Annotated in this window: 16 protein-coding genes; 9 read left to right on the forward strand and 7 right to left on the reverse strand. The window is 74.6% G+C overall.

Translation table 11 applies throughout. The features are described from left to right. Window positions 1-47: 47 nt before the first annotated feature. The 4 genes from ABZ128_RS15890 to ABZ128_RS15905 form a co-directional block, all read right to left on the reverse strand. A complete protein-coding gene (locus ABZ128_RS15890) occupies window positions 48-1,829 on the reverse strand; it encodes an ABC transporter ATP-binding protein (protein WP_356848827.1) in 1,782 nt (593 codons plus the stop codon). Next, window positions 1,826-3,652 (reverse strand): ABC transporter ATP-binding protein, encoded by a 1,827-nt coding sequence (locus ABZ128_RS15895; RefSeq protein WP_356848829.1) that lies wholly within the window; start codon window positions 3,650-3,652, stop codon window positions 1,826-1,828. The genes ABZ128_RS15890 and ABZ128_RS15895 overlap by 4 nt, the downstream gene beginning before the upstream one ends. A 190-nt stretch (window positions 3,653-3,842) precedes the next feature. After that, window positions 3,843-6,809 carry an FAD-binding and (Fe-S)-binding domain-containing protein gene (locus ABZ128_RS15900; protein WP_356848831.1) on the reverse strand — a complete coding sequence of 989 codons (2,967 nt, stop codon included), beginning with the start codon at window positions 6,807-6,809 and terminating at the stop codon, window positions 3,843-3,845. Window positions 6,810-6,865: 56 nt separating this feature from the next. Further along, on the reverse strand, window positions 6,866-7,327 hold the full coding sequence (locus tag ABZ128_RS15905) for a MarR family transcriptional regulator (protein WP_356848833.1): 462 nt from the start codon (window positions 7,325-7,327) through the stop codon (window positions 6,866-6,868). 85 nt (window positions 7,328-7,412) lie between these two features. Here ABZ128_RS15905 and ABZ128_RS15910 point away from each other — a divergent pair, with 85 nt between their 5' ends. Continuing rightward, the gene (locus tag ABZ128_RS15910) at window positions 7,413-9,284 is read left to right on the forward strand and encodes an ABC transporter ATP-binding protein (protein ID WP_356848835.1); all 1,872 of its coding nucleotides are present in this window, start codon (window positions 7,413-7,415) and stop codon (window positions 9,282-9,284) included. A 63-nt stretch (window positions 9,285-9,347) separates the two neighbouring features. Further along, complete coding sequence (mltG, locus tag ABZ128_RS15915; RefSeq protein WP_356848837.1) at window positions 9,348-10,214, forward strand: endolytic transglycosylase MltG; 867 nt, start codon at window positions 9,348-9,350, stop codon at window positions 10,212-10,214. On the opposite strand, the gene ABZ128_RS15920 is transcribed toward mltG, so the two are convergent. Next, a complete protein-coding gene (locus ABZ128_RS15920; protein ID WP_356848839.1) occupies window positions 10,207-11,286 on the reverse strand; it encodes an FAD-dependent oxidoreductase in 1,080 nt (359 codons plus the stop codon). The genes mltG and ABZ128_RS15920 overlap by 8 nt on opposite strands. A 54-nt stretch (window positions 11,287-11,340) precedes the next feature. Continuing rightward, window positions 11,341-11,820: an Lrp/AsnC family transcriptional regulator gene (locus tag ABZ128_RS15925; protein ID WP_356848840.1), complete on the reverse strand. Its 480-nt coding sequence runs from the start codon at window positions 11,818-11,820 to the stop codon at window positions 11,341-11,343. Window positions 11,821-11,966: 146 nt separating this feature from the next. Here ABZ128_RS15925 and ABZ128_RS15930 point away from each other — a divergent pair, with 146 nt between their 5' ends. From ABZ128_RS15930 to ABZ128_RS15940, 3 genes are all read left to right on the forward strand, one after another. Continuing rightward, a complete protein-coding gene (locus tag ABZ128_RS15930) occupies window positions 11,967-13,574 on the forward strand; it encodes an SDR family oxidoreductase (RefSeq protein ID WP_356848841.1) in 1,608 nt (535 codons plus the stop codon). A 16-nt stretch (window positions 13,575-13,590) separates the two neighbouring features. After that, a complete protein-coding gene (locus ABZ128_RS15935) occupies window positions 13,591-14,964 on the forward strand; it encodes a deoxyribodipyrimidine photo-lyase (RefSeq protein ID WP_356848842.1) in 1,374 nt (457 codons plus the stop codon). A gap of 68 nt (window positions 14,965-15,032) precedes the next feature. Then, a complete protein-coding gene (locus ABZ128_RS15940; RefSeq protein ID WP_356848843.1) occupies window positions 15,033-16,028 on the forward strand; it encodes a MerR family transcriptional regulator in 996 nt (331 codons plus the stop codon). Here the strand turns inward: ABZ128_RS15940 and ABZ128_RS15945 are convergent. Then, window positions 15,955-16,530 carry a sigma-70 family RNA polymerase sigma factor gene (locus ABZ128_RS15945; RefSeq protein WP_356848844.1) on the reverse strand — a complete coding sequence of 192 codons (576 nt, stop codon included), beginning with the start codon at window positions 16,528-16,530 and terminating at the stop codon, window positions 15,955-15,957. The genes ABZ128_RS15940 and ABZ128_RS15945 overlap by 74 nt on opposite strands. 117 nt (window positions 16,531-16,647) lie before the next feature. Here ABZ128_RS15945 and ABZ128_RS15950 point away from each other — a divergent pair, with 117 nt between their 5' ends. The 4 genes from ABZ128_RS15950 to ABZ128_RS15965 all read left to right on the forward strand — a co-directional run bounded on the left by ABZ128_RS15950 (window position 16,648) and on the right by ABZ128_RS15965 (window position 21,547). Further along, complete coding sequence (locus tag ABZ128_RS15950) at window positions 16,648-17,241, forward strand: histidine phosphatase family protein (protein WP_356848845.1); 594 nt, start codon at window positions 16,648-16,650, stop codon at window positions 17,239-17,241. 311 nt (window positions 17,242-17,552) lie between these two features. Continuing rightward, a complete protein-coding gene (locus tag ABZ128_RS15955; RefSeq protein WP_356848889.1) occupies window positions 17,553-19,046 on the forward strand; it encodes an FUSC family protein in 1,494 nt (497 codons plus the stop codon). A gap of 219 nt (window positions 19,047-19,265) precedes the next feature. Continuing rightward, window positions 19,266-20,402: a nitric oxide synthase oxygenase gene (locus ABZ128_RS15960; protein WP_356848847.1), complete on the forward strand. Its 1,137-nt coding sequence runs from the start codon at window positions 19,266-19,268 to the stop codon at window positions 20,400-20,402. Between the two features lie 50 nt (window positions 20,403-20,452). After that, window positions 20,453-21,547, forward strand: a complete 1,095-nt coding sequence (locus tag ABZ128_RS15965; protein WP_356848848.1) for a lactonase family protein — start codon at window positions 20,453-20,455, stop codon at window positions 21,545-21,547. Window positions 21,548-21,609: the final 62 nt, after the last annotated feature.

Raw genomic sequence — 21,609 nt, forward strand, 5'->3', positions numbered from 1 at the left:
CCTCCGCGGGCGCCGCCCTCCGTACAGCCCCGTACGCCGTACTGCCGTCAGCCGTGCCAGGACCGCCACAGAGCCGCGTACGCGCCGTCCGCGGCGACCAGCTCGTCGTGCGAGCCGAGCTCGCTGATCCGGCCGCCCTCGACGACCGCGATCACGTCCGCGTCGTGGGCCGTGTGCAGGCGGTGGGCGATGGCGATGACCGTACGGCCGTCCAGGACCCGGGCCAGTGAGCGCTCCAGGTGGCGGGCGGCGCGCGGGTCCAGCAGGGAGGTGGCCTCGTCCAGCACCAGCGTGTGCGGATCGGCCAGCACCAGCCGCGCCAGCGCGATCTGCTGGGCCTGCGCCGGGGTTAGTGCCGTCCCGCCGGAGCCGACCTCGGTGTCCAGGCCCGCTTCCAGGGCCCGGGCCCAGCCGTCCGCGTCGACCGCGCCGAGGGCGGCCCACAGCTCCGCGTCCCCCGCTCCGGTACGGGCCAGCCGCAGGTTGTCCCGCAGCGTGCCCACGAACACGTGGTGCTCCTGGTTCACCAGCGCCACCTGCTCCCGGACCCGCTCCGCCGGCATGTGCGAGAGCCTGGCCCCGCCCAGGGTCACCTCGCCGGTCCGCGGCGCGTAGATGCCCGCCAGCAGCCGGCCCAGGGTGGACTTGCCCGCGCCCGAGGGGCCCACCAGCGCCATCCGGGTCCCTGGGGGCACGGACATCGACACCTCGTGCAGGACGTCCACGCCCTCCCGGTAGCCGAACCGGACCGCGTCGGCCCGCACCTCCCGCCCGGCCGGGGCGATGGCGCCGTCGCCCGCGTCCGGCTCGATCTCCCGCACCCCCACCAGCCGGGCCAGCGAGACCTGGGCGACCTGGAGCTCGTCGTACCAGCGCAGGATCAGGCCGATCGGGTCGACCAGCATCTGCGCCAGCAGCGCACCGGTGGTCAGCTGCCCCACCGACATCCAGCCGCGCAGCACGCAGTAGCCGCCGATCATGAGCACCGCGCCGAGGATCGTCACGTAGGTGACGTTGATGACCGGGAACAGGACCGTACGCAGGAACAGCGTGTACCGCTCCCACGCCGTCCACTCCTTGATCCGGCGTTCCGACAGGGCGATCCGGCCGGGCCCCAGGCGGTGCGCCTCGACCGTGCGCCCCGCGTCCACCGTCTCGGTGAGCGCCGCCGCGACGGCCGCGTACCCCGCCGCCTCCGACCGGTACGCCGAGGGAGCCCTGCGGAAGTACCACCGGCAGCCGCACACGAGTACCGGAAGCGCCACCACCACGGCCAGCGCCAGCTGCGGCGCCGTCACGGTGAGCGCCCCGAAGAGCAGCCCGGCCCAGACCACCCCGACGGCCAGCTGGGGCACGGCCTCCCGCATCGCGTTGGCCAGCCGGTCGATGTCGGTGGTGATCCGGGACAGCAGGTCACCGGTGCCCGCCCGCTCCAGCACGCCCGGCGGCAGCCCCACCGACCGCACCAGGAAGTCCTCGCGCAGGTCGGCGAGCATCTCCTCGCCGAGCATGGCCCCGCGCAGCCGCACCAGCCGCACGAACAGGGTCTGCACGGCGAGCGCCAGCGCGAACAGCAGCGCCACGCGCCCCAGATGGAGTTCGCGCGACCCCGCCGCGAGCTCGTCCACGACCCGGCCCAGCAGATGGGGGCCGACCATGGAGGCGATCACCGCGACCGCGTTGACGGTCACCAGCACCACGAAGGCCCGCCGGTGCCGCCGCAGCAGGCCGCGCACATAACCCCGTACGGTCGCCGGCGTGCCCACGGGCAGGGTGGCGGCCGATTCGGGAGCCGCCGGATCGTGTTCCGGCGGCGCCACGCCGATCATGCTGATTCCTCGATCTCTGTGAGTGCTTCTTCCAGCCGGACGATCTCCACGCGGGCGAGCCGCCGCTCCTCGTCGGTCTCCCGGGTGACGACCTCCCGGTACAGCGGTTCCGCGCGCAGCAGCGCCCGGTGCGTACCGCTCGCCGCGACCGCGCCCTCGTGGATCAGGACGACCCGGTCGGCGCGGTCCAGCAGCAGCGGCGAGGAGGCGAGGACCACCGTCGTGCGCCCCGCCCGCAGCGCGGCGATCCCGTCGGCGATCCGCGCCTCGGTGTGCGAGTCCACCGCCGAGGTCGGCTCGTCCAGGACCAGTACCTCCGGGTCGGTCGCCAGGGAGCGGGCCAGGGCCAGCCGCTGGCGCTGCCCGCCGGACAGCGACCGGCCGCGCTCGGTGATCCTTGCGTCCATCGGGTCGTCTACGCCGTCCGGCGCCGACTGCAGCAGCGCGTCGAGGACGTCCGCGCACTGGGCGGCGGCGAGCGCCGCAGCGGGCCCGACCGCCCCGGACGCCGGTACGTCGAACAGTTCGCGCAGCGTCCCCGACAGCAGCACCGGTTCCTTGTCCTGTACGAGGACCAGCGTGCGCGCGGTGTCCAGCGCGAGGTCGTCCAGCGCGACCCCGCCGAGCCGCACCGACGCCCCCTCGGCCGGACCGCTGCCGTCCGCGGGGTGGCCGCCGAGGCGTTCGGCGAGCCGGCCCGCCAGGTCCGGGTCCCCGCACACCACGGCGGTGAACCGCCCCGCCGGGGCCAGCAGCCCGGTCACCGGGTCGTACAGGTCGCCGCCCGCGGCCGGGGCCTGCGCGGGGGCCGCCGGCTCGGCGGCGTCCGTACGCGTCAGCTCCAGGACCCTGGCGGCCCGCCGGGCGGCGGGCCGGGAGAAGGAGTACGCCATCGCGATCTCCTCGAAGTGCCGCAGCGGGTAGAGCATCGTGGCCACGGCGCTGAAGGCGGCGACGAGTTCACCGACCGCCAGCCTGCCGTCCAGCACGAGCGCCGAGCCGTACCAGACCACGGTGATCAGCAGCGCTCCGGGCAGCAGCACCTGGATCGCCGAGATCAGCGCCCACATCCGGGCGCTGCGCACGGCGGCCTCGCGCACGTCCTGCGAGGCCTCGCGGTAGCGGCCGAGGAAGAGTTCCTCACCGCCGATGCCGCGCAGGACCCGCAGGCCCGCCACGGTGTCGGACGCCAGTTCGGTGGCCTTGCCCGCCTTCTCGCGCTGGACGTCGGCGCGCCGGGTGGCGCGCGGCAGCAGCGGCAGTACCGACAGGGCCAGTACGGGGACGCCGATCGCCACGACCACGCCGATCGCGGGCGCGTAGAACAGGAGGCCGACACAGATCGCGACGACGGAGAAGGCGGCGGCGAGGAAGCGCGAGACCGCCTCGACGAACCAGCCGATCCGCTCCACGTCACCCGTGGAAACCGCCACGACCTCGCCGGCCGCGACGCGCCGGGTCAGGGCGGATCCGAGCTCTGCGGTCTTGCGGGCGAGCAGCTGCTGTACGCGGGCCGCTGCGGTGATCCAGTTGGTGACGGCGGTCCGGTGCAGCATGGTGTCGCCCACCGAGATCGCGGCGCCGAGCACGAGCAGCAGCCCGCCGACCAGCAGCAGCCGGGAGGCGTCGCGCTCCACGACCGCGTCGACGCCCAGGCCCACCGCGTACGGCAGTCCGGCGACGCCGCAGAAGTGCAGCAGCCCCCAGCACAGGCTCTTGGCCTGTCCGCCGAGTTGGCCGCGCCCCAGCCACACGAGGAAGCGCGGGCCGGAGCGGGCGTCGGGTACCCCGGGATCCGGATACGGAAGATCGCTGATCTGCATGGCGCCCCATGACGGTCGAGTGGTCCAAACCGTGCAAGGTTCGCCTTCCGGGCCGGTCCGGGGCAATCGATTTTGCGTTGGCCAAGGCCTGACGCAACGGGGTTTACGACGCCACGGGGTTTACGACGCAACGGGGGTTTACGACGCCACGGGGGGTTTACGGCGCAAGGGGCTTACGGCGCAACGCGGTTCACGGCGCGCCCTCGCCGGAGCGCGGGCTCCCGGGACGGGTGGCGCGCTCCAGGGCCAGCAGGGCGGAGTGGTAGTCGCGGCCGGTGGCCCGCACCATCGCGACCTCGCACATCCGGTTCGCCGACAGGTGCAGGTCGAACTCGCACTCCCCGACCTCCGCCGCCTCGCGGGCGGTCGCCGCGCCCGTCAGCTCCGGGTGGAGCATGCCCCGGTCGCCCGCGAAACCGCAGCAGCCCGCGTCGAGCGGAACCACCACCTCGCCCGCACACGCCCCGGCCACCGCCCGCAGATCACCCTCATCACCCAAGTGGCGCATCGAGCAGGTGGGATGGAGCACCGCCGAGCCCGCGGGGTCCCGGACCTCCAGCTCCGGCAGCAGCTCCCGCGCCGCCCACACCACGGAGTCCACGACCCGCAGCTGTGCGTGCAGCGCCCGGTTGTCCTCCGTGAGGTACGGGACCACCTCGTGCGCGATGCCCAGCGTGCAGGACGACGCGTCGACCACGAGCGGCAGCCGCCCGCCCGCTGTCCAGCCCCAGGCCGCCTCCACGATCCGGTTGGCCATCACCCGGTTCCCGCCCCCGTACCCCTTCGAGTGCCAGATGGTCGCGCAGCAGGTGCCGGTGACGTCCCGGGGGATCCACACCGGCTTCCCCGCCCGTTCCGAGACGGCCACCACGGCCTCCGGCAGGGAGAGTTCGCCCTGTCCACGGGGTCCGCCGAAGATCCGGTTGACGCAGGCCGGGTAGTACACGGCCGCGGCTCCCACCCGCCGCGTCACCGGCAGCCTCGCCGCGGCCGGGCCCGGAAGCTGCGGCAGCCACCGCGGAACCAGGTCGGGCCGCACGGCCCTGCGCACCGCCCCCGTCAGTGCCTCCACCGCACGGTCCCCGACCCGGTCGCGGATCCGGTCGGCGGCGGCCACCGCCAGCCGGGCGGCGCCCTCGACGGCCTTGAACCGCCGGGCGGCCAGTTCGGCGGCGCGTTCCTCGCGCGCCCCGTGCCGTCGGTGGCGCAAGTCCTTCACCAGGGCGCCCGTGTCGATGCCGACGGGGCAGGCCAGGGAGCAGCTCCCGTCCGCCGCGCAGGTGTCCACGGCGTCGTACCCGTACGCGTCGAGCAGCCCGTCGAGCACCCGGGAGCCGGGCTGCTGGCGCACCATCTCCCGCCGCAGGACGATCCGCTGGCGGGGCGTGGTGGTCAGGTCCTTGCTGGGGCAGGCCGGTTCGCAGAAGCCGCACTCGATGCAGGGGTCGGCCACCGCCTCCACCCGCGGAATGGTCTTCAGACCGCGCAGGTGGGCCACGGGATCCCGGTCCAGCAGGATGCGCGGGGCGAGTACCCCGTCCGGGTCGACGACCTGCTTGGTCCGCCACATCAGCGCGGTGGCCTTCGGCCCCCACTCCAGTTCCAGGAACGGGGCGATGTTGCGGCCGGTGGAGTGCTCGGCCTTCAGCGAGCCGTCGAACCGCTCGACGGTCAGCCGGCAGAAGTCCTCCATGAAAGCCGCGTACCGCTCGACCTCGGCGGGCCGCGCCGCGTCGAAGGCGAGCAGGAAGTGCAGGTTGCCGTGGGCCGCGTGCCCGGCGACGGCCGCGTCGAAGCCGTGCTCGGCCTGGAGCGCGAGCAGTGCCTCGCAGGCCTCGGCCAGCCGGGACGGCGGTACCGCGAAGTCCTCGGTGATCAGGGTGGTGCCGGGGGCCCGCGATCCGCCGACGGCGGTGACGAAGGCCTTGCGGGCCTTCCAGTAGCCGTCGATGGTGTGCGGGTCCCGGGTGAAGGCGTTGGTGACCGAGGGCACCGGTGCCACCAGGTCCAGCCGGCCGAGGACCTCGGCGGCCCGCCGCTCGTACGCGGCGCGGCCCGCCTCGTCCGCGGCCCGGAACTCGACCAGCAGGGCGGTGGTGTCCTTCGGCAGCTCCGCCCAGTCGCCGGGGACGCCCGCGACGGCGACGGAGGCCCGCAGGGTGTTGCCGTCCATCACCTCCACGGCGCGGGCTCCCGCGTCGCCGAACAGCGGTACGGCGGCGGCCGCGGCGGGCAGGGAGGGGAAGAACAGCAGGGCGGTGGTGCGTTCGCGCTCCAGCGGCAGGGTGTCGAGGACGACCTCGGCGATGAAACCGAGGGTCCCCTCCGAGCCGACCATCAGCCCGCGCAGGATCTCCACGGGCGTGGTGCCGTCCAGGTAGGCGTCCAGCCGGTAGCCGGTGGTGTTCTTGATCTCGTACTTGGCCCGGATCCGGGCCACCAGCTCCGGATCGGCCTCGATCTCCGCCTTGATCTCCATCAGGCCGCGGCACAGCGCCGGCTCCGCCCGCAGGAGCTCCTCGTCGGCGAGCGGGTCGGCGGTGTCCACGACGGTGCCGCCCGGCAGCACCAGGGTGAGGGAGGAGAGCGTGCGGTAGGCGTTTCTCGTGGTCCCCGCCGTCATGCCGGACGCGTTGTTGGCGACGACGCCGCCGAGGGTGCAGGCGAGGGCGCTGGCCGGATCCGGCCCGAGGACGCGGCCGTGGCGGGCGAGGGCGGCGTTGGCCCGCGCGACGGTGGTCCCCGGCCGGATCCGGGCGCGCAGGCCGCCGTCCAGGACCTCGATCCCGGTCCAGTGGCGGCGTACGTCGACCAGGACGTCCTCGCCCTGTGCCTGCCCGTTGAGGGAGGTGCCGGCGGCGCGGAAGACCACCTCGCGCCCGCGCCCGCGGGCGTACGACAGCACGGCGGAGACGTCGTCCAGGTCCTCGGCGATCACGACGGCCTGCGGGACGAACCGGTACGGGGAGGCGTCGGAGGCGTAGCGCACCAGGTCGGAGACCTTCCACAGCACCTTCCCGGCCCCCAGCAGCTGCGTGAGCTCGCTCCGCAGCGGCTCGGGGGTGCCGGCGGCCCGGTGCTCGGGCACCCGGTCGGGGGCGGGGCCGGTGACGCGGTGCGGGCGCAGCGCTCCGGGCTCCGGTTCCAGCAGCGGCATGCGCGACCCCTCGCTACTCGTTCGGCCCAGTCCGGGGGGCCGACTCGTGGCGACGCTCAGCAGCGGTGCCCCGTCGGGGCGTCCGTGAGGGCGTCCAGCAGGCCGCCGAGCACCTCGCGCTGCCCGGCGGTCAATGGAGCCAGGATCTCTTCTGCGGCGTCCGTTCGCGCGTTGCGCAGCCGCCGCAGCGTGGCGCGGCCGGTGTCGGTGAGCTCGATCCGCACCACGCGCCGGTTCGCCGGGTCGGGGGAGCGGCGCACGCACTCGGCCGTCTCCAGGCCGTCCACCAGCGTGGTCACGGCGCGCGGGACCACTTCGAGGCGGGCGGCGAGGTCCGCCATCCGGGGCGGCTGCCCCCCGTCGTAGTGCGAGACGAGGCGCAGGAGCCGACTCTGGGCAGGCGTGATGCCGAGCGGTTCCAGATGGCGCTTCTGGATCCGGTGGAGCCGGCGGGTGAGCCGCAGCAGCTGTTCGGCGAGCACGCCGTCTGTGCTGTCGGTTTCGGAAGCGGTGCTCATACTGGGAACAGTACCAGGACCAAGTTCATTGTGAGTATAGGTAACAATGAGCTATGCTCATGCGAGTCTCGTCAGAAGGAGGCCCATGCGCCCCGAGGAACCGAACTGGACCCCATCGAAGGAATCCCTCGACCCCGAACGCCCCGCACCGGCCGAGCAGCCCCGCCAGCTGCGCCGGATCGTGGGCCTCTTCCGCCCCTACCGCGGCCGTCTCGCCGTCGTGGGGCTGCTCGTCTGCGCCTCCTCCCTGGTCGCCGTCGCCTCGCCCTTCCTGCTGAAGGAGATCCTGGACGTCGCCATCCCCGAGGGGCGCACCGGGCTGCTCAGCCTGCTCGCGCTGGGCATGATCCTCACCGCGGTCGTCACCAGCGTCTTCGGGGTGCTCCAGACCCTGATATCCACCACCGTGGGCCAGCGCGTCATGCACGACCTGCGCACCGCGGTGTACGCCCAGCTCCAGCGGATGCCGCTGGCCTTCTTCACCCGCACCCGCACCGGTGAGGTGCAGTCCCGCATCGCCAACGACATCGGCGGCATGCAGGCCACGGTCACCTCCACCGCGACCTCCCTGGTCTCGAACCTGACGGCCGTGGTCGCCTCGATCGTCGCGATGCTCGCGCTCGACTGGCGCCTCACGATCGTCTCGCTGCTCCTGCTGCCCCTGTTCGTGTGGATCAGCCGTCGGGTCGGCCGGGAGCGCAAGAAGATCACCCTCCAGCGGCAGAAGCAGATGGCCGCCATGGCCGCGACCGTCACCGAGTCCCTGTCGGTGAGCGGCATCCTCCTGGGCCGCACCATGGGCCGCGCCGACTCGCTCACCCGCTCCTTCTCCGAGGAGTCCGAGAAGCTGGTCGGCCTCGAAGTGCGCTCCAGCATGGCGGGGAGGTGGCGGATGTCGACCATCGGCATCGTCATGGCCGCCATGCCCGCCCTCATCTACTGGGCCGCCGGCATCGCCCTCCAGTCCGGCGCCCCCTCGCTCTCGGTCGGCACCCTCGTCGCCTTCGTCACCCTCCAGCAGGGCCTGTTCCGGCCCGCGGTGAGCCTGCTCTCGACCGGCGTGCAGATCCAGACGTCCCTCGCCCTCTTCTCGCGGATCTTCGAGTACCTCGACCTGCCGGTGGACATCACCGAGCGCCCGGACCCGGTGCGGCTGGACCGGGCCAAGGGCGAGGTGTCCTTCGAGGACGTGCACTTCGCCTACGACGCCAAGCACGGCCCGACGCTGACGGGCATCGACATCACCGTCCCGGCCGGCGGGTCCCTCGCCGTGGTCGGCCCGACGGGCTCCGGCAAGAGCACCCTGAGCTACCTCGTGCCCCGGCTCTACGACGTGACCGGCGGGCGGGTCGCCCTCGACGGGGTGGACGTGCGCGACCTCGACTTCGACTCGCTGGCCCGCTCCATCGGCGTGGTCTCGCAGGAGACCTACCTCTTCCACGCCTCCGTCGCCGACAACCTGCGCTTCGCCAAGCCGGACGCCACCGAGGAGGAGATCGCCGAGGCGGCCCGCGCCGCACAGATCCACGACCACATCGAGTCCCTGCCCGACGGGTACGACACCCTGGTCGGCGAGCGCGGCTACCGCTTCTCCGGCGGCGAGAAGCAGCGCCTGGCCATCGCCCGCACCATCCTGCGCGATCCGCCGGTGCTGATCCTCGACGAGGCCACCAGCGCCCTGGACACGCGTACGGAGCACGCAGTGCAGCGGGCCATCGACGACCTGTCGCAGGGGCGCACCACCATCACCATCGCGCACCGGCTCTCCACCGTCCGCGACGCCGACCAGATCGTCGTGCTGGACAAGGGCCGGATTGCCGAACGCGGGACCCACGAGGAACTCCTCGCCGCGGACGGCCGGTACGCGGCCCTGGTGCGCCGGGACCGGGAGGCGGCGCTCACGCCGCAGTCCCCGGGAGCCGGGGAGGCGGCCGAACCGGCCCCGGTGAACGTGTGATCGTATGACCTCACCCTGGGTGTTATGCCGGAAATGCCTCGCTTCGCGGGTTAGCGTGCCCGCATGCCACATGAGCACCGGCCGCCACGGCGGCGCATCCGGCTCACCCGCCGGGGCCGTCTGGCACTCTTCCTCTGCCTCCTGCTCCCGATCGGTGCAGCCGTCCTGGTCCCGCTGCTGCGCGGCGGGGGCGGCGGCCGGGCACCCGAGAAGCCCCGCCAGTTGCTGATCCCCGAGGGGTGGCGGGCCCCTCAGGTCTACGCCGCGATCGACCGCGCACTGCAGCTCCCGGCGGGCTCCGCCCAGGCCGCGGCCGCAGCCGCCCCCTTGCCGCTGCCCGCAGAGGCCGGTGGCAACCCGGAGGGCTTCCTCTTCCCGGCGACCTATCCGGTGACCTCCAAGACCACGCCGGCCACCCTGCTGGCGTACATGGTGGAGACGGCCAACCGGAAGCTCGCCGGCCCCGCCGTCGCCGAAGCCGGCAAGCAGCACGGGATGACCCCGTACCAGACCGCCGTCGTGGCGAGCATCGTGCAGGCGGAGGCGGAATCCCGCGCCGACATGGGCAAGGTCGCCCGGGTGGTGCACAACCGGCTGGCGAGGTCGATGCCGCTCCAGATGGACTCCACCCTCAACTACGCGCTGAACCGCAACACGGTCGACACCACACTGAGCGAGACCCGGATCGACAGCCCCTTCAACACCTACCGCCGCCGGGGACTGCCCCCGACGCCGATCGGCAACCCGGGCCTGGACGCCATGGCGGCCGCCGTCACGCCGACCCCCGGGGACTGGCTGTACTTCGTCACGGTCAAGCCGGGGGACACCCGCTTCTCGGAGACGTACGAGGAACACCAGGAGCACGTCGCGGACTTCAACCGCGTCCGCGCAGCCGCCACCGGACGCGCCCACGCCGGCCCCGCTAACTGACGGCCGCTCCGGCCGGCTCGCGGGCACCTGCGGCCAGCAGGCGGCGGATGTCGCGGACCGCCGCGCCGCCCGCGCGGTTGGCGCCGATGGTCGACGCGGAGGGGCCGTAGCCGACCAGGTGGATCCGCTCGTCGCGGGCCGCACGGGTGCCCTCGACCCTGATGCCGCCGCCCGGCTCCCGCAGGCGGAGCGGGGCCAGGTGGTCGATGGCGGCGCGGAAACCGGTCGCCCACAGGATCACGTCGGCCTCCACCTGCCGGCCCTCCGTCCAGGCGACGCCCTCCGGGGTGATCCGCTCGAACATCGGCAGGCGCTCCAGCACCCCCGAGGCGATCCCGGCCCGCACGGCTTCGTTGCGTGCGAGCCCGGTGACGCTGACCACGCTCTGCGGGGGCAGCCCCCGGCGGACCCGCTCGTCGACCAGGGCCACCGCCGCGCGGCCCTCCGCCTCGCCGAAGCCGCCGTCGCGGAAGACCGGGGGCCGCCGGGTCACCCAGGTCGTCCGCGCCGCCACCTCGGCGATCTCCAGCAGGTGCTGCACCGCCGACGTGCCGCCGCCCACCACGACCACCCGCGCTCCGGCGAACGCCTCCGGACCCGGGTAGCCGGCGGTGTGCAACTGGCGGCCCCGGAAGGTCTCCTGGCCCGGGTAGCGCGGCCAGAACGGCCGGTCCCAGGTCCCGGTCGCGTTGACCAGGGCCCGCGCGGACCAGGTCCCGGCCGAGGTCTCCACCCGCAGCCGCCCTTCGCGCCCCTCGCGTACCGCCCTCACGTCCACGGGACGCCGTACCCGCAGGTCGAACCGGTCCTCGTAGGCGGCGAAATACTCGGCGACGACATCCGACGACGGCCGCCGCGGATCCGCGTCCACCAGCTCCATGCCGGGCAGTGCGTGCATCCCGTGGACCTTGCCGTAGGTCAGCGAGGGCCAGCGGAACTGCCAGGCGCCACCGGGGCGCGGCGCGTGGTCCAGCACCACGTGGTCGATGCCCGCCCGCGCCAGGTGGTAGGCGCTGGAGAGGCCTGCCTGCCCGGCCCCGACGACGACCACGTCCCGCAGAATTTCGTTCACGGTTCTACCAACCCGGGGCGGGGCCGGGATCTTCCCGGCCCGTGCTCCCCGGCCTCAGGGGCTGCGCACGGTCCGTCCCACGGATTCCACCAGCGGCAGCAGCCGGTGCGGGACCCGCTCGCGCAGGGCCACCTCGGTCCGGGTGCGGACCACCCCGGGAAGCCGGATGAGCCGCTGGATCACGTCCTCCAGATGTGCGTTGTCCCGGGCCGCCACCCGGGTCAGCAGGTCCCCGCCACCCGTGATCGAGAACGCCTCGATGATCTCGGGTACGGCGGCCAGCGCGTCGCCGACCTCGTCCAGGTACCCCTGGGTGACCTCGATGTGCACGAAGGCCAGCACCGGATGCCCGAGCGCGGCGGGGGAGAGGACCGGGCCCGTCCCGGTGATCACCCCCGTGCGCTCCAGCCGGTCCAGCCGGGCCTGGAGGGTGCCGCGGGCGATCCCGAGGATCCGCGCGTACTCGCGGACGCTGGTGCGCGGCTGCTCGATCAGCAGGCGCAGGATCCGGGTGTCGAGCTCGTCCACGGCCATGCTGCGACTGTACCCACGGCCCACCGCACCCCCCTCTTCGGCCGGCCCCGGCAGCCCCCGCCCGTGTCCCCCGAACGGGTGCGGTGCGTCCGTACGGACCCTCGCGCGGGAATCCCTACCGGAAGCCACGACGAGCGGAGACGGTCATGACGGGTCTGCACTGCCTGGTCACCGGGGCCACCGGTTACATCGGCGGCCGCCTGGTGCCCGAACTCCTGGCCGCCGGCCACCGCGTCCGCTGCCTGGCCCGCTCCCCGGAGAAGCTGCGCGACCACCCCTGGGCCGGCCGCGTGGAGGTGGCCCGCGGGGACGCCACCGACGCCGAGTCCGTCGGCGCGGCCCTGCGCGGCATCGACGTGGCCTACTACCTCGTCCACGCCCTGGGCGGCGGCTCCGGCTTCGAGGAGCGCGACCGCCGCGCCGCCCGGATCTTCGCCGAACAGGCCCGGGCCGCGGGCGTCCGCCGCATCGTCTACCTCGGCGGCCTGACCCCGGCCGGCATTCCCGTCCCCGAACTCTCCCCGCACCTGCGCTCGCGGGCGGAGGTCGGCGAGATCTTCCTCGCCTGCGAGGTGCCCGCGACCGTCCTGCGCGCCGCCGTCATCATCGGCTCCGGCTCCGCCTCCTTCGAGATGCTGCGCTACCTGACCGAGCGGCTCCCCGTCATGGTCACCCCCAGCTGGGTCGGCACCCGCGTCCAGCCCATCGCGGTCCGCGACGTCCTGCGCTACCTCGTCGGCAGCGCCACCATGCCGCCCGAGGCCGACCGCGCCTTCGACATCGGGGGCCCCGACGTCATCACCTACGAGGAGATGATGCGCCGCTACGCCGCCGTGGCCCGGCTGCCCCGCCGCCGCATCCTGCGCGTCCCGATGCTCACCCCGCGGCTGTCCAGCATCTGGATCGGCCTCATCACGCCCGTGCCGCGGGCGCTGGCCCGGCCGCTCGCGGAGTCCCTGCGCCACGAGGTGGTCTGCCACGAGCACGACATCGCCCGTTACGTACCGGACCCGCCGGGCGCGCCGATCGGCTTCGACCAGGCGCTGACCCTCGCCCTCCAGCGCGTGCGCGAGGCGAAGGTGACCACCCGCTGGTCCTCCGCCGCCCTGCCCGGCGCACCGAGCGATCCGCTGCCCACCGACCCCGACTGGGCGGGCGGCAGCCTCTACACCGACCTGCGCGCGCTCACCGTCGACGCCTCGCCCGCCGCACTGTGGAAGGTGGTGGAGGGCATCGGCGGGGAGAACGGCTGGTACTCCTTCCCGCTGGCCTGGGCCGTACGCGGATGGCTGGACCGGCTCGTCGGCGGGGTCGGCATCCGGCGCGGGCGGCGGGACGCGGCCCGGCTGCGCGTCGGGGACTCGCTGGACTTCTGGCGGGTGGAGGAGATCGAACCGGGCCGGCTGCTGCGCCTGCGCGCCGAAATGCGGCTGCCCGGACTGGCCTGGCTGGAGATGTACGCCGAACCGGCACCGGATCCGCAGCCGGGAGCGCAACCGGCACCGCAGAACGGGACCCCGACGGCCGCGCAAAGCCGTGCGCGCTACCGGCAGCGGGCCCTGTTCCACCCCCACGGCCTCCTCGGGCACCTCTACTGGTGGGCCGTCTCCCCCTTCCACGCCGTGGTCTTCGGCGGCATGGCCCGCAACATCGCCCTGGCCGCGCAGCGGCTCGACGGATCGGACCCCGCATCCGTACGGCCCGTACCGGCGGAAGTACCGGACGACAGCCCTCCCACGCCCACCCGGCCCTGACGCGGAGCGACACACCATGAACGTCGCGGTGGTTCTCTACACCTCGGACCTGCGCCTGCACGACCATCCGCCCCTGCGCGCGGCCCTGTCCGCCGGCGACCACGTCGTCCCGCTCTTCGTGCGCGACCCCGCGGTCGACGCGGCCGGCTTCGCCGCGCCCAACCGGCTCGCCTTCCTCGCCGACTGCCTGGCCGACCTGGACGCCGCACTGCGCGAGCGCGGCGGCCGCCTGATCCTGCGCTCCGGGGACACCGTCGCCGAGGTCTGCGCGCTCGTCCACGAAGTCGACGCCGACGAGGTCCATATGGCGGCCGGGGTCAGCCGCCACGCCCGCGCCCGCGAAGAACGGCTGCGGGCCGCCCTCGAAGCCGAGGGCCGGCGGCTCTACGTCCACGACGCGGTGATCACCGCCACCGCCCCCGGCACCGTGGTGCCCGCGGGCTCCGACCACTTCGCCGTGTTCACCCCGTACTTCCGCCGCTGGGCCGAATGGCCGCCCCGCCCCGTCACCCCGGCCCCCCGCTCCGTCCGCGTACCCGAGGCCGTCGGCTCCGATCCGCTGCCCCGGCGCCCCGCCCTCGCCGGGATCTCCCCGGGCCTCGCCCGCGGCGGCGAGAGCGAGGCCCGCCGCCTGCTGACCCGCTGGCTGCGCACGGGGCTCGCCGGGTACGAGGACGCCCACGACGACCTGGCCGGCGACGCCACCTCCCGGCTCTCCCCGCACCTGCACTTCGGCACGCTCTCGGCCGCCGAGGCCGTCCACCGCGCCCGTGCCGCCGGCGGCCCGGGCGCCGAGGCCTTCGTACGGCAGCTGTGCTGGCGCGACTTCCACCACCAGGTGCTGGCCGCCCGGCCCGAGACCGCCTCCCAGGACTACCGGGCCCGCCACGACCAGTGGCGCACCGGAGCCGCCGCCGAGGAGGAGACCCGGGCCTGGAAGGAGGGCCGCACCGGATACCCCGTGGTCGACGCGGCCATGCGCCAGCTCCGCCACGAGGGCTGGATGCACAACCGGGGCCGGCTGCTGGCCGCGAGCTTCCTCACCAAGACGCTGTACGTGGACTGGCGGATCGGCGCCCGACACTTCCTGGACCTCCTCGTGGACGGAGACCTCGCCAACAACCAGCTCAACTGGCAATGGGTCGCCGGAACCGGCACCGACACCCGCCCCAACCGGGTCCTCAACCCGGTCCGCCAGGGCCTGCGGTACGACCCGGAAGGCCGTTACGTCCACCGCTGGGTGCCGGAACTCGCCGCCCTCCCCGCCCCGCAGGTCCACGAACCGTGGCGGCTGCCCGGCCCGGAACGCGCCCGCTACGCCTATCCGGAGCGGGTCGTGGAACTCGCCGACGGGCTCGACCGGTTCCGGCGCGGCCGGAGTGCCGGCTGAGCTCCCGCCAGGGCCCCCGCCCGGCCCCCGCGGCCGCCCGGGCGCCGTATCGTGGGCAGGTGGAGAGCGTGCCCCCGACCCCATCGCAGGACCCGCCCCCGGCCGCCCTGAGCACCGGCGCGGTGGCCCGCCGCCTCGGGGTCTCGCCGACCACCCTGCGCTCCTGGGAGCGCCGGTACGCCATCGGCCCGGCCCGCCGCGAGGACGGCCGCCACCGGCGCTGGACCCCGCAGGACATCGCCCGGCTGGAACTGATGTGCAGCCTCACCGCGCGGGGCGTGCCGCCCGCCGAGGCGGCCCGGGCCGCGCGCTCCGGGCCCTCCGTGCCCGCCCCCGCGCCCGTACGGGCCCCGGGGGGTCCGGCGGCCCTCCCGCTCGGGACGGTCCGCCCCGAGTGCCGCGGGCTGGCCCGGGCCGCCGTACGCCTGGACGCGCCGACCGTGGCCGAGCTGCTGGAGGCGGCCCTCGCCGAACACGGACTGGTCACCGCCTGGGAGGAGGTCATGGCGCCGACCCTGCACGCCGTCGGCCGCAAGTGGGCGACCGCGGGGGAGCGGTACGTCGAGGTGGAGCACCTGCTCTCCTGGCAGATCTCCGCGGCCCTGCACCGCATCCGGCCGGCCCCCGAGGCCGGCCGCACCCCGCCCGTGCTCCTCGCCTGCGTACCGGGCGAGCAGCACAGCCTGCCGATCGAGGCCCTGACCGCGGCGCTCGGCCAACGGGGCCTGCCCGCCCGGATGTTCGGCGCGGCGCTGCCGGCCGAAGCCCTGCACGACGCCGTACGGCGTACCGGCCCGCGGGCCGTCGTCCTGTGGGCGCAGTCCCGTACGACCGCGGACCCCGCCCTCGCCCGGTCGGTGGCCGGCCTCGCATGGGGGCCGCGGGGCGCCCGCGGGCACGCCGCGCTGCTGCTCGCCGGGCCGGGCTGGGGCGCCGGGCTCCCGGGCCCGCACACCGAGCGGCTGCACGGCCTGCGCTCGGCCCTCGCGGTCATCGCAGCGCCGGAGCCCCCGCCGGGAGCGAGCGGCGCAACTGGTGCAGGGCCCGGCGCATATGGCTCTTGACGGTACCCAGCGGCAGCCCCGTGCGGTCCGCGATCTGCGCCTGCGTCAGGTCTGCGTAGAAGGCCAGGTGCAGCACCTGCTGCTGCGCCGACGGCAGCCGGGCCAGTTCCCCGAGGACCACCACCCGGTCCACGGTCCGCTCCGGCTCCGGATGCGGCAGGCTCCCGGACCGCTGCGCGCCGCAGGACAGCGCCCTCGCGGCGGCCTCCACCGCCCGCGCCCGTCGCGCCCGGGCCTCCAGCGCGTCGGCCACCTTGTGCCGGGTGATGCCGGTCAGCCAGGCCCCGAGACCGCCGGGGCCGGGCCGGTAGCGCCCGCGGCCGCGCCAGGCGGCGAGGAAGACTTGTTGGGTCACGTCCTCCGCCTCCCGTTCGTCCCCGAGGGCGCGCCGGGCGAGCGAGTGGACCAGCGGACGCCAGCGCCGGTAGACGGCCTCCGTGCAGCGCTCGTCGCCCGCGGCGAAACCGGCCGCGAGACGCCCCTCGCGCTCGTTGTCGTCCATGGACCGAGCCTTGCGAGCCCGTACCCGCGCCGCAAAGTTGCATCGTTTCCGCATCGAATTGCCGGGCCGGTACCCGGTGAGGCGCGCCGGGCGGGGCCCGCCGCTATCGTCCGAAGCATGAGCGACCTGCTGCTGGTGAGGCACGGAGAGACGGCCTGGAGCGCCTCCGGGCGGCACACCGGCCGCACGGACGTGCCGCTGACCGCGGCCGGAGTCGAGCAGGCCCTCTCCCTTGCCCCCTTCTTCCACGGCCGGCACCCGGCCCGGGTGCTGACCAGCCCCCTGCGCCGGGCCGTCGCCACCGCCGAGCTCGCCGGGCTGGGCGACGGCAGCACGGACCCGGACCTGTACGAGTGGGACTACGGCGGCTACGAGGGGGTGACCACGGCGGAGATCCGGCGGACCCGCCCCGGCTGGTCCCTGTGGACGGACGGCGTCCCGCCCGGCGACGCCGAACACCCCGGTGAGGACGCAGCACAGGTCGGCGCCCGGGCCGACCGGGTCCTGGCCCGCGTCGCCCCCGTCCTGCGGGAGGACCGGGGCGACGCCGTCCTCGTCGCGCACGGCCACTTCCTGCGCGTCCTGACGGCCCGCTACCTGGGGCTGCCGCCCGAGGACGGCCGCCTGTTCCTGCTCCGCACCGGCACGGTGAGCACCCTGTCCACCGAGCACGGCCTCCCGGTGATCGCGGCCTGGAACGCCCGCCCCTGAGCAGGCCGCAGGTCCGGGGTCCGTGCGCGGGGCCGCCCGGCCGATGGTGCATTGGCCCCGCCCTGGCCGAGAACCTGCCTTTCCGGCTGCGCCAATGGCCCAGTGGCGACGCCGAGACTTGAGCCAGTGGGTCGGCCCGTGGTTATGTGTGGCGTATCCATGTACTTTCGGCGCCGCGCAGCGCCGGACGGCAACGAGGCCGGTCCGGAGCGCGGTGCCTTCGCCGTGCCCGTCCGCCGCCCACCACCCCCGGGCCGCCGCCGGGCCGGCGCGCACCACTGCAAGGGGGGCGGCACACCGCCGTGAAGAGGATGTTCGTGGCTCCGGATCCGGGGCGTCTGAGACTGCGCAACTCCCTGCGTGCCGTGATCGGCGTCGCCTGCGCCGTGGCCGTGGCCGAGCTCTGCGGCCTCTCGCTCACCGCCTCCATCACCGGAGGCCTCGCGGCCCTGCTCGCCCTGTTCACCGTCGCCGATTCCACCGTCCGCGCCCAGCGGGTGACCACCGCCCTGCTTCCCGCGGCCGGTTTCCCCGTCCTCGCCCTGGCCACCACCCTGCACGGGATGCCCCTGGCGCGGGACACCGCCTTCCTCGCCGTCGTCTTCGCCGGGGTCCACGCCCGCCGCTTCGGGCCGCGCGGGCACGCCCTGGGGATCTTCGGCTTCATGATGTTCTTCGTCACGCAGTTCCTGCACGCGGTACCCGGGCAGCTGCCCGAGCTGTACGCCGCCGTCGGGCTGGCGCTGCTGTCCGCGGGGGCGGTCCGGTTCGCCGTGTGGCCCATCGAGCGCAGGACCCCTCCGGCCGCCGCACCCCCGCCGCTGCCCGGCACCGGACTGGCGCGGCCGACCACGCGGCAGGCCTTCCAGGCCACCGCCGCCTGCGCGTTCGCCCTGGGGATCGGCCAGGCGCTGTCGGAGGACCGCTGGTACTGGGCCGTCGGAACCGCCTGGTGGATCTTCGTCAACACCGCCTCCCGGGGCGAAACCCTCGTCCGGGGCTTCCGCCGGGTCCTCGGCACCGTCCTCGGCATCGCCGCCGGACTGCTCGTCGCCGTCCCCCTGCACGGCGCGCCCGCGGCCACCGCCGCGCTGGTCGCCGTATGCGTCTTCGGCATCTTCTACACCGCGGCCCCCTCCTACTCCTGGATGATGTTCTTCGTCACCGTGATGGCCGGGCTGCTCTACGGGCTCCTCGGGGTCCTGCACCCCGGACTGCTGCTCCTGCGCTTCCAGGAGACCGCGGTCGGCGCCCTGGGCGCCGCCCTCGCCGTGGTGTTCGTCCTCCCGGTGACCACCCATGCCGCGAACGACGCCTGGATCCAGCGCGCCCTGCACTGCGTACGGGCCTCCACCGCGGCCTCGCTCGACCGCCTCGCGGGGAACCCGGCCGCCGACCCCGCCCCGCACCTCGCCGAGCTCGAACTCCTGCTGGCACGCGTCCGGACGGCACTCGCCCCGCTGGTCCACCCGCTGAGCCCGCTGCGGGCCCGCAAGGCCCGCGCCCGGCAGGTCCTCGCACTGCTCGACGACTGTGCCCGGGAGGTGCGCGGGCTGGTGGCGGTCGCCGCCGATCCGCAGGCCTCGCACGACGCCCGCCTGGCCGCCGCGTGCTGGCGGGTGGAGGCGGCGGTCGAGGCGCTGACCGCCCCGGTCGGCGTGGCGGAACTCTCCGCTCCGGCCGACCCCCGGCCGGCCGCCGAGGAGCCCGCCCTCGTGCACCTGCACGGCCTGGAGCACGCCCTGGTGGCCCTCCACGCCCCGCTGCGCACCGACCCCAGGGCGCCGCTGGTCATCAGCGCCTGACGGCGGGGCCCTTGTACCACACGGGCCCCGGAACGGCGGATCCTACGCCCCTTTGCCGCCGACGGGCGGGCCGGTGCGCGACGATCACCCGGTGGGAGTGTTCCGCCTGCGCGGGGCGTCCAGCGCTGACCTGCGGCATGTACAACGGGTGATTGCTGAGTGCACATTCATCCGGCACGTACAGGGTGGATCTGTTCGGACAGGGGGTAATCGCCCGGGATGGAAATACTTCAACAGCGCCCGACCGCCACCCAAGTGGCGGAAGCGGCCGAGGAGTTCATCCGACTCTTCCACCGGGAGAATCCGGAGGCCGGTGATCCGCGGGCCCGCCTCGCCGCCGTGCGGGACGAGCTCGCCGATACCGGCACCTACCGGCACACCCCGCAGGAACTCGCGCACGGGGCGCGGGTCGCCTGGCGCAACAGCAACCGCTGCATAGGCAGGCTCTACTGGAACTCGCTGCGCGTGCGCGACCGCCGTGAGCTCACCGGTGCGGACGAGATCGCCGCCGAGTGCTTCGAGCACCTGCGCGAGGCGACCAACGGCGGCCGCGTCAGACCCACCATCACGGTCTTCGCCCCCGACGCCCCCGAGCGCCCCGGCCCGCTGATCTGGAGCGAGCAGCTGATCCGGTACGCGGGCTACGGCGACCACCCTTCCGTCACGGTCGGCGACGCACGCAACGCCCCGCTCACCCGGGCGCTGCTCGACGTCGGCTGGACCGGCGGCGCCGGCAGCCCGTTCGACCTGCTCCCCTTGGTGGTCCAGGGAGTCGACGACAAACCCCGCTGGTTCGACACCCCGCCGGACGCCGTGCTGGAGGTGCCGATCGAGCACCCCGACGAGCCCGGCTGGGCGGACTGGGGCCTGCGCTGGCACGCCGTCCCCGCCATCTCCAACATGTGCCTGGAGATCGGCGGGATCCACTACCCCGCCGCGCCCTTCAACGGCTGGTACATGGGCACCGAGATCGGCGCCCGCAACCTCGCCGACACCGACCGGTACAACCTCCTGCCCGCCGTCGCCCGCCGCCTAGGCCTGGACCTGTCCAGCGACCGCTCGCTGTGGAAGGACCGGGCGCTGGTCGAGCTCAACCGCGCCGTGCTGCACTCCTTCGACCGGGCGGGCGTCACCATCGCGGACCACCACACCGAGTCCCGGCGCTTCCTCGCCCACATGGAGCGGGAGGAACGCAAGGGTCGCGGCGTGGGGGCGGACTGGTCCTGGATCGTGCCGCCGATCTCCGGTTCCGCCACGCCGGTCTTCCACCGCACGTACGAGGACAGTCCGAGCTCTACGGTGTACGTGCACCACGACGGCGCGCGGGAACGGGCCCAAGGACGGGACTTGGTCTAGACCTTCTGTTACGGTCGCCCCACGGAGCGGGAACGGCGGAAGGGCGACCTGTGGACGACGTGAACGGCGGGACCGGAACGCAGGGTTCGGCGCGCAGCGCCGGACACCTGGCCTACATCGGCTCCTTCACCTCGGGAGGCGGCCGCGGGATCACCACCGCGGCCGTGGACCCGGCCACCGGGGCGCTGACCCCGCTCACGGTCACCGCCACTCCCGAGAACCCCTCCTGCCTCGCCCTCGCCCCGGACGGCCGGGTGCTCTACGCGGTGAGCGAGGCCGACCGGGGCGCCGTGCTGGCCTTCCGTACCGGAGCCGAGGGGCTCACCGCGCTCGGCGCCCCCGTCCCGGTCGGCGCCGCCGGGCCCACCCACCTCAGCGCGGCCGGCGGCCGGCTGCTGACGGCCAACTACACCTCCGGCAGCGTCAGCAGCCTGCCGCTCGCCGCGGACGGCAGCCTCTCCGGGCCCGCCGCCGTCCTCGCGCACGCGGGCAGCGGCCCGGACCCCGAACGGCAGCAGGGCCCGCACGCCCACCAGGTCCGGCCCGATCCGAGCGGCCGCTGGGTGCTGACCGTGGACCTGGGCACCGACTCGGTGCGGGTCTGCGTGCCCGACCCGGCCACCGGCAGGCTGCGCGTGCACGGCGAGACGGTGCTCCGGTCCGGGTCCGGGCCCCGCCACCTCGCCTTCCACCCCGACGGCGAGGTGGTCTACGTCCTGCACGAGCTGGAGCCGCAGATGACCGTCTGCCGCTGGAACGGCGACGCCGGGCAGCTGGAACCGGTGTCGGAGGTCCCGGTCGCCCCGGAGGGCGTTCCGGGCGCCCCGCGGGCCTATCCCTCCGTGGTCGCCGTGTCTCCCGACGGGCGCTTCGTATGGGCCGCGGTGCGCGGCATCGACACCATCGCGACCTTCTCGCTCGCCGACGGACCCGAGAAACCGCAGGTCACCGCCACGGTCGGCTGCGGCGGCAGCTGGCCTCGCGATCTCGTCACAGATCCGTCGGGGCGCCGGCTGTACGTGGCCAACGAGTGGTCCGGAGACGTCACCTGGTTCGACCTGGACCCCGTCACCGGCGAGCCGCGCCGGGCCGGATCGGTGGCCGTGCCCGCCGCCGCCTGCGTGGTCTTCGCCCCCGTCTACTGACGCCGGCCGGTACGGACGAGGGCCCGCTCCCGGAATCCCGGGAGCGGGCCCTCGCGCACGAG

Source organism: Streptomyces sp. NPDC006326, from assembly GCF_040612915.1.
Lineage (GTDB): Bacteria > Actinomycetota > Actinomycetes > Streptomycetales > Streptomycetaceae > Streptomyces.

Coding starts and splice junctions, on each gene's coding strand:
- ABZ128_RS15890 (WP_356848827.1), bottom strand. CDS start 1,829: ATGATCGGCGTGGCGCCGCCGGAACACGATCCGGCGGCTCCCGAATCG.
- ABZ128_RS15895 (WP_356848829.1), bottom strand. CDS start 3,652: ATGCAGATCAGCGATCTTCCGTATCCGGATCCCGGGGTACCCGACGCC.
- ABZ128_RS15900 (WP_356848831.1), bottom strand. CDS start 6,809: ATGCCGCTGCTGGAACCGGAGCCCGGAGCGCTGCGCCCGCACCGCGTC.
- ABZ128_RS15905 (WP_356848833.1), bottom strand. CDS start 7,327: ATGAGCACCGCTTCCGAAACCGACAGCACAGACGGCGTGCTCGCCGAA.
- ABZ128_RS15910 (WP_356848835.1), top strand. CDS start 7,413: ATGCGCCCCGAGGAACCGAACTGGACCCCATCGAAGGAATCCCTCGAC.
- mltG (WP_356848837.1), top strand. CDS start 9,348: ATGCCACATGAGCACCGGCCGCCACGGCGGCGCATCCGGCTCACCCGC.
- ABZ128_RS15925 (WP_356848840.1), bottom strand. CDS start 11,820: ATGGCCGTGGACGAGCTCGACACCCGGATCCTGCGCCTGCTGATCGAG.
- ABZ128_RS15930 (WP_356848841.1), top strand. CDS start 11,967: ATGACGGGTCTGCACTGCCTGGTCACCGGGGCCACCGGTTACATCGGC.
- ABZ128_RS15935 (WP_356848842.1), top strand. CDS start 13,591: ATGAACGTCGCGGTGGTTCTCTACACCTCGGACCTGCGCCTGCACGAC.
- ABZ128_RS15945 (WP_356848844.1), bottom strand. CDS start 16,530: ATGGACGACAACGAGCGCGAGGGGCGTCTCGCGGCCGGTTTCGCCGCG.
- ABZ128_RS15950 (WP_356848845.1), top strand. CDS start 16,648: ATGAGCGACCTGCTGCTGGTGAGGCACGGAGAGACGGCCTGGAGCGCC.
- ABZ128_RS15955 (WP_356848889.1), top strand. CDS start 17,553: ATGTTCGTGGCTCCGGATCCGGGGCGTCTGAGACTGCGCAACTCCCTG.
- ABZ128_RS15960 (WP_356848847.1), top strand. CDS start 19,266: ATGGAAATACTTCAACAGCGCCCGACCGCCACCCAAGTGGCGGAAGCG.